Origin of the sequence: Paraburkholderia sp. WC7.3g, assembly GCF_050436345.1 — a bacterium.
GTDB lineage: Bacteria > Pseudomonadota > Gammaproteobacteria > Burkholderiales > Burkholderiaceae > Paraburkholderia > Paraburkholderia podalyriae.
This window is the reverse complement of the sequence record NZ_JBNDMA010000002.1, coordinates 2,236,394-2,250,850: the sequence shown is the minus strand read 5'-3', so window position 1 is coordinate 2,250,850 and position 14,457 is coordinate 2,236,394. Positions and strand designations below refer to the sequence as shown.

At 63.4% G+C, this 14,457-nt stretch carries 10 protein-coding genes and 1 tRNA gene; 5 read left to right on the top strand and 6 right to left on the bottom strand.

Going from position 1 to position 14,457, the window contains the following annotated elements; all coding sequences use genetic code 11:
* Positions 1-41: 41 nt before the first annotated feature.
* A complete protein-coding gene (locus OKW43_RS21720) occupies positions 42-2,696 on the top strand; it encodes a glycosyl hydrolase 2 galactose-binding domain-containing protein (RefSeq protein WP_429449749.1) in 2,655 nt (884 codons plus the stop codon).
* A 164-nt stretch (positions 2,697-2,860) separates the two neighbouring features.
* On the opposite strand, the gene OKW43_RS21715 is transcribed toward OKW43_RS21720, so the two are convergent.
* A complete protein-coding gene (locus tag OKW43_RS21715) occupies positions 2,861-3,097 on the bottom strand; it encodes a hypothetical protein (RefSeq protein ID WP_429449747.1) in 237 nt (78 codons plus the stop codon).
* A gap of 226 nt (positions 3,098-3,323) precedes the next feature.
* Here OKW43_RS21715 and OKW43_RS21710 point away from each other — a divergent pair, with 226 nt between their 5' ends.
* Complete coding sequence (locus OKW43_RS21710; protein ID WP_187636322.1) at positions 3,324-4,058, top strand: Crp/Fnr family transcriptional regulator; 735 nt, start codon at positions 3,324-3,326, stop codon at positions 4,056-4,058.
* A gap of 36 nt (positions 4,059-4,094) precedes the next feature.
* The gene (locus OKW43_RS21705) at positions 4,095-5,480 is read left to right on the top strand and encodes an undecaprenyl-phosphate glucose phosphotransferase (protein ID WP_429449745.1); all 1,386 of its coding nucleotides are present in this window, start codon (positions 4,095-4,097) and stop codon (positions 5,478-5,480) included.
* A gap of 166 nt (positions 5,481-5,646) precedes the next feature.
* Here the strand turns inward: OKW43_RS21705 and OKW43_RS21700 are convergent, their stop codons facing one another.
* The 5 genes from OKW43_RS21700 to rnr all read right to left on the bottom strand — a co-directional run bounded on the left by OKW43_RS21700 (position 5,647) and on the right by rnr (position 12,409).
* The gene (locus OKW43_RS21700; RefSeq protein WP_187636320.1) at positions 5,647-6,069 is read right to left on the bottom strand and encodes a helix-turn-helix domain-containing protein; all 423 of its coding nucleotides are present in this window, start codon (positions 6,067-6,069) and stop codon (positions 5,647-5,649) included.
* A 496-nt stretch (positions 6,070-6,565) separates the two neighbouring features.
* Positions 6,566-7,795: a glycosyltransferase family 4 protein gene (locus OKW43_RS21695; RefSeq protein WP_187636319.1), complete on the bottom strand. Its 1,230-nt coding sequence runs from the start codon at positions 7,793-7,795 to the stop codon at positions 6,566-6,568.
* Between the two features lie 351 nt (positions 7,796-8,146).
* Positions 8,147-8,842 carry a ribose-5-phosphate isomerase RpiA gene (gene rpiA / locus OKW43_RS21690; RefSeq protein ID WP_187636318.1) on the bottom strand — a complete coding sequence of 232 codons (696 nt, stop codon included), beginning with the start codon at positions 8,840-8,842 and terminating at the stop codon, positions 8,147-8,149.
* A gap of 189 nt (positions 8,843-9,031) precedes the next feature.
* Positions 9,032-9,784, bottom strand: coding sequence for a 23S rRNA (guanosine(2251)-2'-O)-methyltransferase RlmB (rlmB, locus tag OKW43_RS21685; RefSeq protein WP_187636317.1), 753 nt, complete (start codon positions 9,782-9,784; stop codon positions 9,032-9,034).
* 132 nt (positions 9,785-9,916) lie between these two features.
* Positions 9,917-12,409, bottom strand: a complete 2,493-nt coding sequence (gene rnr / locus OKW43_RS21680) for a ribonuclease R (RefSeq protein WP_429449741.1) — start codon at positions 12,407-12,409, stop codon at positions 9,917-9,919.
* Between the two features lie 405 nt (positions 12,410-12,814).
* Here rnr and OKW43_RS21675 point away from each other — a divergent pair.
* Both OKW43_RS21675 and OKW43_RS21670 read left to right on the top strand, forming a co-directional pair.
* Positions 12,815-12,901, top strand: a tRNA-Leu gene (locus tag OKW43_RS21675).
* A 155-nt stretch (positions 12,902-13,056) separates the two neighbouring features.
* The gene (locus tag OKW43_RS21670) at positions 13,057-14,283 is read left to right on the top strand and encodes a tyrosine-type recombinase/integrase (RefSeq protein ID WP_429449739.1); all 1,227 of its coding nucleotides are present in this window, start codon (positions 13,057-13,059) and stop codon (positions 14,281-14,283) included.
* The last annotated feature ends 174 nt before the right edge of the window (positions 14,284-14,457 follow it).

Sequence of the window (14,457 nt, the reverse complement as noted above, 5' to 3'; positions counted from 1 at the left end):
GCGTTGATACGCGCGCATCTGCCGCGCGGCTTTTCCGGGAATTGACCGTGGATGTATCGACACTCGATCCGGCGGCTGACGAGGGCGCCGCCGGCCGTCCGCGCGCGGCTGGCGCGATCACGCAAGCGCACGAGGCAAGCACTGCGATCTTCGCGCCCTCGCTATGGCCGCAACGGCTCGACACCGGCTGGGCATGTCTGAGCACCCCGCCGCATGCCTATCAGTCGCCAGCCGATCTGCCAGCGCAAGGCTGGCTCGCCGCGCAGGTGCCCGGCACCGTCGCGAGCGCACGGCGCGGCGCGGGAATGCTCGACGTCGATCACCCGCCCCAGCTCGCGTTCAACGATCACTGGTATCGCGTCACGCTGATCGGCACGGGGCGGCGCCGCTTGCGTTTTCATGGACTCGCGACGCTCGCGCAAGTGTGGCTCGACGATGCGAAGCGGCTCGATTCCGAATCGATGTTCATCGCCCATGATCTGGACATCGAGCTGAATGGCCGCGCAACGCTCGTGCTGTACTTTCGCTCGCTGACGCCAGCGTTGGCGGCCAAACGCTCGCGCGCACGCTGGCGGCCGCGGCTCGTGTCGCCACCGACGCTTCGCAACGTGCGCACCACGCTGCTCGGCCATATGCCCGGTTGGTGTCCGTCGATTCAGGCGGTCGGGCCGTGGCGTCCGGTCGAGATGCTCGGCGACGCGCCGCACGCCTTCGACACGATTGATCTGAGCAGCCGGCTCGAGCGCGAGGATGGGGTTGTTTCGTTGACGTTACGTTTCGTGCACCCGCACGACCTCGCCGTCAGCCGCGCGACACTGTCTTGCGGCGACCATGTTTCGTCCTTGCAATGGCGCGATGCCTATACACTCGCCGGCAACGTGCGCGTGCCCCACGCGAAACGCTGGTGGCCGCATACGCACGGAGAGCCCACTTTATATCCTCTAACGTTGCAACTCGCCGACGGCGACGCGATGTCTCATTCTCTGGGCTCGATCGGCTTTCGTCGGATCGACGTGGACCGTGGCGCCGATGGCGGGGACTTCGCACTGCGCGTGAATGAAGTGCCCGTGTTCTGCCGCGGCGCATGCTGGACCAGCGCCGATCTCGTCACGCTCGCGGGCACCGAGGCGCAATTGCGCCATACGTTCGAGCTTGCGCGCGCCGCGGGCATGAACATGCTGCGCGTTGGCGGCACGATGCTCTATGAGTCCGATCTGTTCTATGCGCTCGCCGACGAGTACGGCCTGCTGATCTGGCAGGACTTCGCGTTGGCGAATTTCGACTATCCAAACGATGCCGCGTTCAGCGAACTGATCGAACGCGAAGCGAGCCAGTTCCTGACTCGCACGCGTCGCTTCGCGTCGCTCGCGGTGCTGTGCGGCGGCAGCGAGGTCGACCAGCAGGCCGCGATGTTCGGACTGCCCGCGGCACGGCGGGCGCAACCGTTGTTTACCGAGCTGTTGCCCGCGCTCGTCGCGCGCGAGCGCGCTGACGTCCCCTATGTCAGCAATTCGCCATCGGGCGGACCGTGGCCATTTTCGACTAACGAGGGCGTCACGCATTACTACGGCGTCGGCGCATATCAGCGCCCGCTCGCCGACGTGCGCCGCGCACAGGTCCGCTTCGCCGCCGAATGTCTGGCGTTCGCCAACGTCCCCGACGACGCGACGCTGCACGATGCGCTCGGCACGATCCATACGCACGATCCGCGCTGGAAAGCCGCCGTGCCGCGCGACGCCGGCGCAGGCTGGGATTTCGACGACGTGCGCGACCATTATGTGCAGACGCTCTATGGCGTCGAGCCGGCACGCTTGCGCTATGAAGACCCGGCGCGTTATCTGGATCTGTCGCGCGCGGTGGTCGTCGAGTTGATCGGCGACGTCTTCGCCGAATGGCGGCGCGCGGGCTCAGCGTGCGGCGGCGGCCTCGTGTGGCAGTTGCAGGATCTGCGCGCGGGCGCAGGCTGGGGCATGATCGACGTGACTGGACGGCCAAAAAGCGCGCTACACGGCTTCGCGCAGACACTGCAGCCATTGCAGGTCACGCTCACCGACGAAGGCCTGAACGGCCTCGACATTCATTTGATCAATGAGCGCGCGCAAACGTTTAGCGGCGACCTCGAACTGGTCTGTCTGCGCGACGGCAGCGTCAAGGTGACGTCCGCGCGCCGCGCGCTGACGCTTGCCCCGCGCAGCCTGCAACGCATCAGCGCGGCCGCCCATCTGGGCCAGTTCTTCGATTTCACGCATGCGTACCGCTTCGGTCCGCGCGCGCACGATGTCACGATTGCAACGCTATACGATGCCGCGAGCGGCGAGATCGTGTCTGAAGCGTTCCATCTGCCCGAGCGTAGCGTGCATGCGCGCGATGACCTCGGTATGACGGTCGAGGTCGAACGTAGCGGCGACGGCAACGGCTGGCAACTCGCGATCGAGGCGAAGCGCTTTGCGCGCTTCGTTCATATCATTGATCCGCACTACCGCGCGGCGCGCGACTGGTTCCATCTCGCGCCCAACCGGCGCTGCATCGTGCCGCTTCTTGCGCTCGAACCGCTGCGGCCGACCGCTTTCGCGGCGACGCCGCAAGAAGTCGTTGCAACTGCATCAAACGTCGCCTTTATAGTTGATGAAACATGCGCGGCACCCCAAGGCGAAGTCCGCGCGATCAATGCGCTATCCGCCATCTTCTACGGCTAGTCGTCATTCCGAACTAGTTGCATGCCCGCGAAGCCCGTCAAAGCTCGCTTCGCACGTCTCGAACTGTCTGCCGGGAGCACTCACTGTCGGCTCGAACGCGACTGTTCGCGCATCTGAAAGGCGTTGCGTGCGACAACGTACGTATTCCATTTAACACTTCTGAATCATTTTCGCCATTGCACGAGGAGTGCTTCAAAACGTGCATGCGGCGCCAGGTTCAAATCTGAGACAGCTTCGACAGCCAGACTGTTTTTGCCCGTGAGGCCCGAGCTATCAAGGGATTCCCCGAAAGCCAAAGCTTTCATACGATGCATTCCCCATCCGGCGACGGTGTACAGAATTGAAACAAAAAGCCGCTTTTCGCCTCGCGACGCGCTAAGGGTTTCTTCGCTGCGCCGCACCAGTACGCCTTCTCCCTAACGTTGGCACGGTCCTCGCTATTACCCAAGCGCAACAGAGTGCTACCGCACACGAGCGCAACAACAGAGGCGGCGGCAGACAGGCCTAAAACGGGGCCGACGCTGTTCATCCCAACTGGTCGCGAGGCAACCAGTTCCGAGGATGCAGCATCGGATCAAAGAAACGGAGAGAGTCACGCGAAGCGCGACTTTCATGAGAGGACCGATCATGTTGACACTTCAATCCGATCTGCACGGTAACCATCTGCTGGGCGCATTGCCGTCGCACGAATGGCAAGCGCTAGCACCCCATCTCGAACTGGTTCATCTGCGCACCGAGCAACTGCTGTGCGACTCGGGTCAACGGATCCATCACGTGTACTTCCCCACCACCGCGATCGTCTCGATGCTCTCGACGATGGAAGACGGCAGCTCCGTCGAGATCGCCGCGGTCGGCCGCGAAGGCATGACCGGCGTGCCGGTTCTCACGGGCGGCGAAACCATGCCCAACCGTGTGCAGGTGCAATGCGCTGGCTTCGCCTACCGGATGAGCGCGCAGGCGCTCAAGCAACAGTTCGCGCGCTCCGACTTTTTGCGCCGCCTGATGCTGCTGTATATGCACGCTCTTCTGACCCAGGTCGCACAGACCGCCGCGTGCAATCGCCATCACGCGCTCAACAAGCAGCTGTGCCGCTGGCTGCTGATCGAAGTGGACCGCGTGGCATCGAACGATCTGACCGTCACGCAGCAGCTGATCGCCGACATGCTCGGCGTGCGCCGCGAAGGCATCACCGAAGCGGCCGGCAAGCTGCACGACGAAGGCCTGATTCATCATAGCCGCGGTCATATCAAGGTGCTCGACCGCAAGGGCCTCGAAGCCCGCGCGTGCGAATGCTACGGTCTCGTGAAGCGCGAATTCGATCGTCTGCTGCCGCGACTGCGCCAGGCCGAGACCGTCGAATAAGCGGCACGGCGCTCGATGACCGGGTTCGATTTGCCAATGTTCAGGATTACTGCTCGATGTCTCGACGCACTCTTCGTGATTGCGGGCGGTCTGCTCGCCCACTGGATGCGCTTCTCCGCGCCAATCGCGTTGGCCGATACCGAGCGCCTTCTGATCGCGTTCAAATGTGTACTGGTTCTGTTGCTGTTTCCGGGCTTCGGGGTCTATGAGACCTGGCGCGGCAAGGCGCTCGCGCCGGTGCTCGCGAGAATCGCCGCGGCGTGGCTCGTGGTGGTCGCGACCGCGCTCCTGCTCGCGTTCACGCTGCATCGGATGGATGCGGTGTCGCGCCTGTGGCTCGGTTACTCGACGCTGATCTCCGGGGCGCTGATCATCGCGACCCGCTGCATCATCCACGTGGTGCTGCGCTTCGTGCGTCGCCGCGGCATGAACGCGCGCACCGTCGCGATCGTCGGCGCACCGGGTTTTGCGCGCACGCTGCTCGCGCATCTCGAGCATGCGCCGCAAGCCGGCTTCAAACCGGTGTGCGTGTTCGACACCAGCGTGCAAGGCCACGACGCGTATGGCGCGCGCCTGACCCGCCTACCCGTGCTGACCGATCTGGAGGCGTTCGCGACGAAGGTGCGCGATGAACGCGTGAACGAAGTGTGGCTCGCGTTGCCGCCTTCCGAGGAACACACGATCTACCGCTTCACGCGCACGTTCAGACACGACTTCATCAATCTGCGCTTCATTCCTGATGTGCGCGGTCTGTCGCTGTTCAATCATGCTATCGTCGATGTCGTCGGTTTGCCGACGCTGAATCTGAGCGCGACGCCGTTCTCGCCGCCGCAAATGTGGCCCAAGCTGATGTTCGACCGCCTGTTCGCCGCGCTCGCGCTGGTCGCGCTCGCGCCGGTGTTCGTCGTACTCGCTATCGGCATCAAGCTCACTTCGCCGGGGCCGGTGTTTTTCCGGCAGATCCGCAAGGGCGTCGACGGCCAGCCGTTCGGCATCTACAAGTTCCGCTCGATGACCGTCCACCAGGAAGAGCACGGCCAGATCACGCAGGCGACCCGCAACGACTCGCGCGTGACGAAGCTGGGCAGCTTCATGCGCCGCACGAGTGTCGACGAACTGCCGCAGTTTCTGAACGTGCTGCTCGGTCAAATGTCGGTGGTGGGTCCGCGTCCTCATGCGGTCGAACACGACGACCTGTACAAGGACCAGGTGTACGGCTACATGCACCGTTACCGCATCAAGCCCGGCATCACCGGCTGGGCGCAGGTCAACGGCTATCGCGGCGCGACCACCAAGGTCGAGAAGATGGAAGCGCGCGTGAAGTTCGATCTCTTCTATATCCAGAACTGGTCGTTCTGGTTCGACATGAAGATCGTCTTCATCACGATTTTCAAGGGCTTCGTCGGGCGCAACGCGTTCTGAGCATGCCATCAGGGCAAGCCGAACCCGAAGAAGAACACCTTGCACACGTCGCTGCAAATAGAAATGCCGACTCCGGCAGCCCGATCGACAGCCACCGTCGTTGACGCAAAATGAGCGGCCGCGCAGGACCCCGTCATGAACGGGTCCGCCGCGCGCGATGCCGCTTCTACAGGAACGCGCTGACGTCGGTCTGAAACCGCACCGCGAGCGCCTTGGCGACCTTCTTGCTGATCGCGCGGCGCCCCGCGAGAATATCGCTGACCACGGTCGGCGACGCGATGCCGGCCAGATCCTTCTGCTTGAGCCCATGCGCGGTCAGCAGATGGCGCAGCACCTCACGTGGCTCCGCTTTTGGAATCGTCAGATTGCGCGCTTGCCAGTGACCGATCAGTTCCGTCACGATCGCGTGCAGATCGGCGAGCGGATCGCTGTCGTTGCCACTTAGATGATCGGACAGCGAATTTGCGACGCGCACCATCTGGTGATAATCCTCTTCGGTGCGAATCGGCGTGATCGGCAACTGGCTCTTCAGCGCAGCCCAGGTTGCGGAGATGTCGGGAAAGGGTCCCGGAAGGCGATCGGCATTCATGTGTTTAAATTCGTCCTCGTCCAAAAGCCGTCCGCACGTTAATCGATGACGCGCGAATGACGACTGCCTGTTGTAGTGAATCGCCGTGGCACGCCGGGTTGCCCGCACGGCGAACTTCGCAGTGAGGCAATTCAGCGGTCACGAGAGCGAACGTCTGCTTCAGGTCGTTATGGCCACGCGAGGCATGCCGCGCCAGCGAATATCACGCTCGTAGCGCGTGGCGCGCACCCCGATGTCGTTTTTTGAAGTCCAACCCTGCCTGCTTGACAATGGCGCGCCGCAGCTGGCCTTGCACAGGCGGCGCGCATCGCGCGATACGCGATACGCGCAGCCGGTACAAAGCGCGCAACGCACGCGCCCACACCAATAGCCGCCCGGACACATGTTGGTCAGAACGGCTCGTTACTGCCCGTTGCGAAGTCACTGCATGACGACGAAAACTTCTTGCCCTCCTATCGAACACCCCACGAGGCGAGGACAGCGAAAGACTCTCACCTCAGTGCCTCCACCTGCTTTTCGGCGTAGTGCCGCTGGTCATGCCGAATTCCCGGATCGCGAGATCGGGCTCCGCCCGCTCCACCTGCTCCCCGCGTTCCATCGCCGGCAGACCCTGAGCGCCCGCCGCGATCGTGCGCGTGACCTCGGCCATGAACGCGCGCCGGAATACCGCAGCCGAAAACCGCTCGGCGTTCGCCCGACATGCCGCTGGCGTGATGTACGCGCTCAGCCGCTCGAAGCGGTCGATCGCGTCGAGCATCGACACGGCCGTCTGGCGCGCGAAGAAGACGCCGGTCGGATGCGGGTCGCCGACCGGCACCACCGTTTCGAGCGCCCCGCCCTTGCCGAACGCAATGACCGGCGTGCCGCAGGCTTGCGCTTCGAGCGGCACGATGCCGAAATCTTCCTCGGCCGCGCACACGAAGGCTCGCGCGCGCGCCAGATGGTCCTTCAGTATGCCGAACGGCTGATAGCCAAGGATCGTCACGTTCGGCCCGGCCTTCCCGCGAAGCGCCGCCATCTGTGGCCCTTCGCCGATCACGATCAGTCTGCGCTGCGGGGTCGCGTTGAACGTCTCGACGATCAGATCGATGCGTTTGCGCGGCACCATCCGCGACACGGTCAGATAGAAATCGTCTTTCTCGGTGCGCAGTTCGAATTCGTTCACATCGACCGGCGGCGGAATCACCGCGGCATCACGCCGATAGGTTTTCATCATGCGCCGCGCGACCGATTGTGAATTCGCGATCAGACGATCGACACCATTCGTGGACTGCGCATCCCAGCCGCGCAGATAATGCAGCAACACGCGCGCGGCCCACGACTTCGGCCCGCGCAGCAGATTCGCTTCGCGCAGATACTGATGCTGCAGATCCCACGCATACCGCATCAGCGAATGCACGTAACTGATGTGCGTCTGATCAGGACCGACCAGCACGCCCTTCGCGACCGCGCAAGAACTGGTGATGACCAGGTCGTAACTCGACAGATCGAACCGTTCCACGGCAAGCGGCATCAAGGGCAAATAGGCGCGATAGCGAGTGCGCGCAAACGGCAGACGTTGAATGAACGACGTGGTGACCGGCTTGCCGGCAAGCGGCTTGCGATCTTCCAGAAAATCGACGACGCTGAAAACATCGGCGTCGGGAAAGCACTCGATGATCTGCTCAAGCACTTTCTCGGCGCCGCCGGGAGCGACCAGCCAATCGTGCACGATCGCCACTTTCATATTCCGTCCTATCTGTCGCAATACGCCACCTGGCCTCAGAGAAGAGTGTATGTGCCACGCTGCTGGCTGTGCGTGCGCGTGCCCACATTCGACGTGCGACAGTACGCGAGTCGTTCAGAGAGTCCGTTCGCCCCTGCGAAACCACGGGCACTGCACCGTGCGCGGCGAAGTCGTGCGGCGGCGTCAGCGCTGAATTGTCTGCGCACGGTGCCAGTCGTTTCTTGCCGGGTACGGGCGAATGCCGCCGTGGCGGGCGGAATCGGCGAGACCGCGCGACACGGCCGCAATAAAAAACGCGTGTGAGCCGTTGGAACGGCTCACACGCGTCAGAGCGAACAGAGATGCATCCGACTAGTTCTGGTCGTACGTGATCGTTTGCACGCCGGTGTCCGTGCCGAGCAGGCACAGATTCGCGCCGCGACCCGCGAACAGGCCGACCGTGACGACGCCAGGCCATGCGTTGATATGCGCCTCGAGCGTGCGCGGGTCGCTGATGCTCAAGCCCTTCGCGTCGATGATCTCGTTGCCGTTGTCGGTGATGAACGGCACGCCCTCTTTCGTCACGCGCACGACGGGCACGCCGCCGAGCGCCGTCACGCGGCGGCCGATCGCGGTGCGCGCCATCGGCACGATTTCGATCGGCAGCGGGAAATTGCCGAGCGTCTCGACGACCTTGCTCGCATCCGCGATGCAGACGACCACGTCGGACACCGACGCGACGATCTTCTCGCGCGTCAGCGCGCCGCCGCCGCCCTTGATCATCGCGCCGCTGTGATCGATTTCGTCGGCGCCATCGACGTAGACCGGCAGCGAGTCGATCTCATTCAAATCGAGCACCTTGAAGCCGTGCGATTGCAGGCGCGCGGTGGTGGCGAGCGAACTCGACACCGCGCCGCGATAGCGGGATTTGGTGGCGGCCAGCGCGTCGATGAAGCAGTTCGCGGTGGAGCCCGTGCCGACGCCGATCACCGAGCCTTGCGGCACGTTGGCGTTCACGTAGTCGGCGGCGGCCTGGCCGACCAGTTGTTTGAGTTCGTCTTGGGTCATGGGAGAGACGGGAGAAGCGTGAAAAACCACTAGTTTACCGGAGCGGCGCGGGGAAGGCTCGACGGAGGCCAGCCGCTTGCCGTGGAGCGCGCTAGCAACGGAATGCCGTATTACTTACATCGTACCTGGTGAAATGATCGACGAAAATTCGTACCCTGAGTTCCACGGGCTGTTCGGGGCCCATCTCAATCAGGATTCAGGATTCTTCACCGACCTTTGCCGCACAGCCTCGAACAAACACACCCCGCTCGCCACGGACACATTCAAACTCTCCACCGTCCCGGCCATCGGAATGTTCATGACCACATCGCAAGTTTCGCGCGTCAGACGCCGCATGCCCTCGCCTTCGGCGCCCATCACGAGCGCCACGGGCCCGTCGAGCTCCGTTTCGTAGACGCTCTTCCCCGCGTCGTCGGCCGTGCCGACCACCCACACGCCAGCATCCTTGAGCTCGCGCAGCGCGCGCGCCAGATTCGTGACGGTGATGTACGGCACCGTGTCGGCCGCGCCGCTCGCAACCTTCGCCGCGGTCGCGTTCAGTCCCACCGCACGATCGCGCGGCGCGATCACCGCGTGCGCGCCGGCCGCATCGGCGACGCGCAGGCAGGCGCCGAGGTTGTGCGGATCGGTCACACCATCGAGCACGAGAATCAGCGGCGAACCGCTGATGCCGTCGAGCAGTTCGGCGAGGTTCTGCGCGAGCGGCAGATCGCCCGCGCGCGCGACCACGCCCTGATGACGTTCGGTGCGCGCGAGGCCCCACAGACGCGTTTCGTCGGCTGCGATCAGACGCACGCCCGCGTCCTTCGCGGCATGCAGGAATTCGGTCATACGACGGTCCTTACGCGTCGCGTCGTAATAGACATCCTCGACAGTCGACGCATCGTGCCGAATACGCGCGGTCACTGCGTGGAAACCATATAAAACCTTATGACGTGCCATGACTGAACAACCTTTGATTGGGCGCGCGTTCGGCGCGCGCCACTGTGATGAATATGAAACCAAAAGGCAGACCGCGCGCAACCGGCACCCGTTCAAGTGCCCGCTGCGCGCGGTCCCGGCGCTGTGACAATCTCAGCGCTTCTTGCGTGCCTGCTTCGGCGCCGCCTTGGTCGCGACACCGTGCTTCTTCGCCGCGCGCGCCGCGCGCGCCTCCTTGACCGCCGCGCTCTGCGCGGGGGCGGCCTTGTTGCGCCGCGGACCCTGTACAGACGGGCCGCTTTCCGCCGACGGCAACGCGCGCAGGCGCGGGCCGCTGCCATCACCCTTGTCCGCCGCGATGCCGCGTGCCGCGGGCGGCTTGATCGGCGTATCGCGCACGAGTCGGAAGTCGATCTTGCGCGCGTCGAGGTCGACGCGGCTCACCTGCACCCGCACGCGATCCGACAGCCGATAGCGAATGCCGGTGCGCTCGCCGCGCAGTTCGTTCTTGATCTCGTCGTACTGGAAGTAGTCGGAACCGAGTTCGGTCACATGCACCAGACCTTCGATGAACAGCGAATCGAGCTGCACGAAAATGCCGAACGACGTGACGCCGTTGACCATGCCGCCATACTCTTCGCCGAGCTTGTCGCGCATGAAATAGCATTTGAGCCACGCTTCGACGTCGCGCGATGCTTCGTCCGCGCGGCGCTCGTTCGCCGAGCAGTGCAGCCCGAGCTCTTCCCAGATCGCCACGTTGTTCCCGCGCGCGCGGGCGCCGCGCTTTTCCTCATCGGCTTGCTGCATCGCGCGGGCGCGCGGCGACAGCGCGGTATTGAGCTCGACGCCATGCGACGGCTGCGGCTGATATTTACGGCCCTGCAGAATCGCGTAGATCGCACGATGCGTGAGCAGGTCGGGATAACGGCGAATCGGGCTCGTGAAGTGCGCGTAGGCCTCGTAGGCGAGACCAAAGTGGCCGATGTTGTCGGGGCTGTAGACCGCCTGCTGCATCGAGCGCAGCAGCATCGTCTGCAGCATCGAGGCGTCGGGCCGGTCGCGGATCTGTGCCATCAGTGCGGCGTAGTCGCTCGCGTGCGGTGTGTCGCCGCCGCCGAGCGTCAGGCCCATGCCGCGCAGGAACGTGCGCAGGTTCTCGAGCTTTTCCGCGCTCGGGCCCGCGTGTACGCGGAACAGGCCCGGATGCTTGTTGCGCTTCAGGAAATCCGCCGCACACACGTTCGCGGCCAGCATGCATTCCTCGATCAGCTTGTGCGCGTCGTTACGCGTGCGTGGCACGATCTGCTCGATCTTGCCCTGCGCGTTGCAGACGATATACGTTTCCGTCGTATCGAAGTCGATCGCGCCGCGCTTCTGGCGCGCCGCGAACAGCGCCTTGTAGACGCCATACAGATTTTGCAGTTGCGGCAGCAACGCGGCGCGGCGGATCGCTTCCGGGCCCTTGGTGTTTTTCAGCACCGCGGCGACTTCGGTGTAGGTGAGCCGCGCGGCCGAATGCATGACGCCCGGATAGAACTGATACGCCTTCACGTCGCCGCGCGCGGTGACGATCAGGTCACACACGAGCACGCACCGGTCGACTTGCGGATTCAGCGAGCACAGTCCGTTCGACAGCTTTTCCGGCAGCATCGGGATCACACGGCGCGGGAAATAGACCGACGTGCTGCGCTCGATCGCGTCGGTGTCGATCCCGCCTTGCGGATGCACGTAATGCGACACGTCCGCGATCGCGACGATCAGGCGGAAACCATCGCCGCGGCCGACTTTCACGGGCTCGCAATAGACGGCGTCGTCGAAGTCGCGCGCGTCCTCGCCGTCGATCGTGACGAGCGGCACGTCGCGCAGATCGACGCGATGGCGGATGTCGGCCGGGCGCACTTCGTCGGGCAGCTTGGCCGCTTCGCCGAGCGCCGCCTCGCTGAATTCGTGCGGCACGCCGTACTTGCGCACCGCGATTTCGATTTCCATGCCGGGGTCGTCGATATCGCCGAGCACTTCGACCACGCGGCCGAGCGGCTGCGAATGCCGGCTCGGGAAATCGGTCAGCTCGACCACCACGACCTGGCCGACCTTCGCCTTGCGGGTGTTCTGCGTGATCAGGATGTCGTGGCCGATGCGCTTGTCTTCGGGCGCGACGATCAGCGCGCCGTTTTCGTTGAGCAGACGACCGATCACACGCTTGTTCGCGCGGTCAGTGACCTCGACGATGTGCCCTTCCGGCCGCCCCCGCCGGTCATAGCCGACGATGCGCGCGAGCACGCGGTCGTTGTGCATGACTTTCTGCATCTCGCCATTGGGCAGGAACAGGTCGTCCTGGCCGTCGTCGCGAATCAGGAAGCCGTAGCCGTCGCGATGCCCCTGCACGCGACCCGCGACGAAGTTCGACGGATGCGTCAATTGATAGAGATTGCGCTGATCGAGCCGGATCTGGCCGTCGCGCTCCATCGCGCCGAGACGCTTGAAAAATCCTTCGCGCTCCTGGCGCTTGATCGACAGGGCTTCGGCGATGTCGTTCGCGGCAAGCGGCGTTTCACTCGTGCGCAGCACGCCGAGGATTTCTTCGCGGCTTGGAATCGGATACGGAAATTTGCTCAAGGGCTTGTCGATGATTTTTTCTCGTTGCATGGACGTCGGTCGGCGATGTGGTCCGGCCTGGAAGGCGTTTGCGTAATGCGCGCAGTCGCGCTCGACTGTATTTGCAGGGCGGCTGCGCTGCCTCGGTCATTGCACCTGCTGCTTGCTGCTCTACTGCGATTTGCACCGGAAACTGCCGCTGTCCAGCTGATTCAACGCCAAGCCGACGCGCGTCTGGGTGATCGCATGTCGACACTCGCTCGTGACACCGGATGTGCATCGCGTCAATGAAGTACTGCGAGGCATTCTAACACCCGTGTCGGGCGCCTGGCGGGCCTGCGGCGGTCGTCCGGACGCGTAGTGCGGCGGCTCGCCGCGAGCTTCGACTGTGTTTGGCGAATCGCTTGACACGTCTGAACCTGTCGCTATAATGGCGGTCTTTGCTGTTCATCACCTGCCCAGGTGGCGAAATTGGTAGACGCACTAGGTTCAGGTCCTAGCGGTGGCAACACTGTGGAGGTTCGAGTCCTCTCTTGGGCACCATCAGACATTCCGGCGTAAGCCGCAGTAGTCCGAGAAACCCCGTAAGATCACGGTCTTACGGGGTTTTTTGTTTCCGCGGACGACTGTCGAGTTCCGGTGGCATCGACGATTTTTGCGTATACACTTGCGTATACGCGGAATCGAGGTGCCGGGTCATGCCTAAACGCGTCGAACCGAAGTCCGAGGTGGTCTTTCGCGTCGCCAAACCGCGCGAGCGCCCCTATCTGCTCACCGACGGGAATGGGCTCGCTCTGCGCGTCTGGCCGGACGGGAGCAAGACTTGGCTGCTCCGCTATCGCCGCCCGGGCACTGGAAAGGAAAACTTCCTCAGCCTCGGCCCCTACCCTGAGGTTGCGCTCGTCGACGCGCGCAAGTCTGCCGTGATCGCTCGGAGCCTCGTACGAGACGGTACTGATCCCGTCGAGCACCGCAGGGCGGAATCTGCCGCACGCAAACGGGTCGCCGAAGGGGCGTTCCACCTCGTCGCCGAGAATTGGCTCGCCTTCAAACGGCAGGAGTGGGCCGACGAGACCTATCGCAAAGCGGAATTCGTAGTTCGGCAATACCTGATCCCGCCACTACGCGACAAGCCCATCTCGACGCTCGCTACATCGGAAGTCAAGCCGGTGTTGGAAGCAATAGCGGCGCATGCCCCCAACCTCGCAACCAAGGCGCGCCAATACGTCGGCGGCATCGTAACCTACGCGATCCACCATAGCCTGAGAGAGGACGGTATTCCGTTGTCGCTGCGCGGCGTCATCCCGCGACACGAGAAAGGTCACATACCGGCGATTACGAAGCCCACCGAAATCGTCCCGCTCGTGCAGGCCATCAATACATACCAGTCGCCAATCACGAGGGCAGCTCTAAAGCTGACCATGCTCACCGGCCTACGTCCCGGAGTAGTAGCGACTGCACCGTGGGACGAAATCGATCTTGACGCGGGCGAGTGGCATATCCCCGCCAGCCGGATGAAGATGCACCACGACCACATCGTGCCGTTACCTAAACAGGCTGTTGCGTTGCTCGGCGAATTGCAGTCGCTCACAGGCCGCGGGCACTATGTGTTTCCGTCGCCCGCCCGCCAGAAGACGCCGCATTTGCACCGAGACGCGTTAAGCAAGGCTTTGCGCGACATGGGGTTCCAAGGAAAACATGCAACTCATGGGTTCCGCGGTATGCTGCGAACCGTTGGCAGGGAGCGGCTTGGCATCGACATCGATGTTCTCGAAGCGCAACTCGCACACGCGAAACGAGGTGACGTACAGAAGGCCTACGACAGAACAACCTTTGACGATGACCGTCGCCACGTGATGCAAGAGTGGGCGGACTACATCGACGGACTATGTAGAACAACACCGCCATGGGGCGCGGCAAACTGAAATTGCTTATAAAAAAACAAGCTCCCGGGATGTGAGGTCATCAGCGAAACATCGACGAGCCCTAACTTGCAGAACATCGGCGGCGCCATGGCTGACTCGGTGGCGTCATGGCCATCTTCTCGCGTTTCTCAAATGTCTCGAAGTTCGCACCCGGCTGGCCCCGGCCATTTACCG

Excerpts from the sequence above, each read along its gene's own strand:
- OKW43_RS21695 (WP_187636319.1), bottom strand. The coding sequence starts at position 7,795 with ATGAAAGTGGCGATCGTGCACGATTGGCTGGTCGCTCCCGGCGGCGCC.
- OKW43_RS21670 (WP_429449739.1), top strand. The coding sequence starts at position 13,057 with ATGCCTAAACGCGTCGAACCGAAGTCCGAGGTGGTCTTTCGCGTCGCC.
- OKW43_RS21700 (WP_187636320.1), bottom strand. The coding sequence starts at position 6,069 with ATGAATGCCGATCGCCTTCCGGGACCCTTTCCCGACATCTCCGCAACC.
- rlmB (WP_187636317.1), bottom strand. The coding sequence starts at position 9,784 with ATGGCACGTCATAAGGTTTTATATGGTTTCCACGCAGTGACCGCGCGT.
- rpiA (WP_187636318.1), bottom strand. The coding sequence starts at position 8,842 with ATGACCCAAGACGAACTCAAACAACTGGTCGGCCAGGCCGCCGCCGAC.
- OKW43_RS21710 (WP_187636322.1), top strand. The coding sequence starts at position 3,324 with ATGTTGACACTTCAATCCGATCTGCACGGTAACCATCTGCTGGGCGCA.
- OKW43_RS21705 (WP_429449745.1), top strand. The coding sequence starts at position 4,095 with ATGTTCAGGATTACTGCTCGATGTCTCGACGCACTCTTCGTGATTGCG.
- rnr (WP_429449741.1), bottom strand. The coding sequence starts at position 12,409 with ATGCAACGAGAAAAAATCATCGACAAGCCCTTGAGCAAATTTCCGTAT.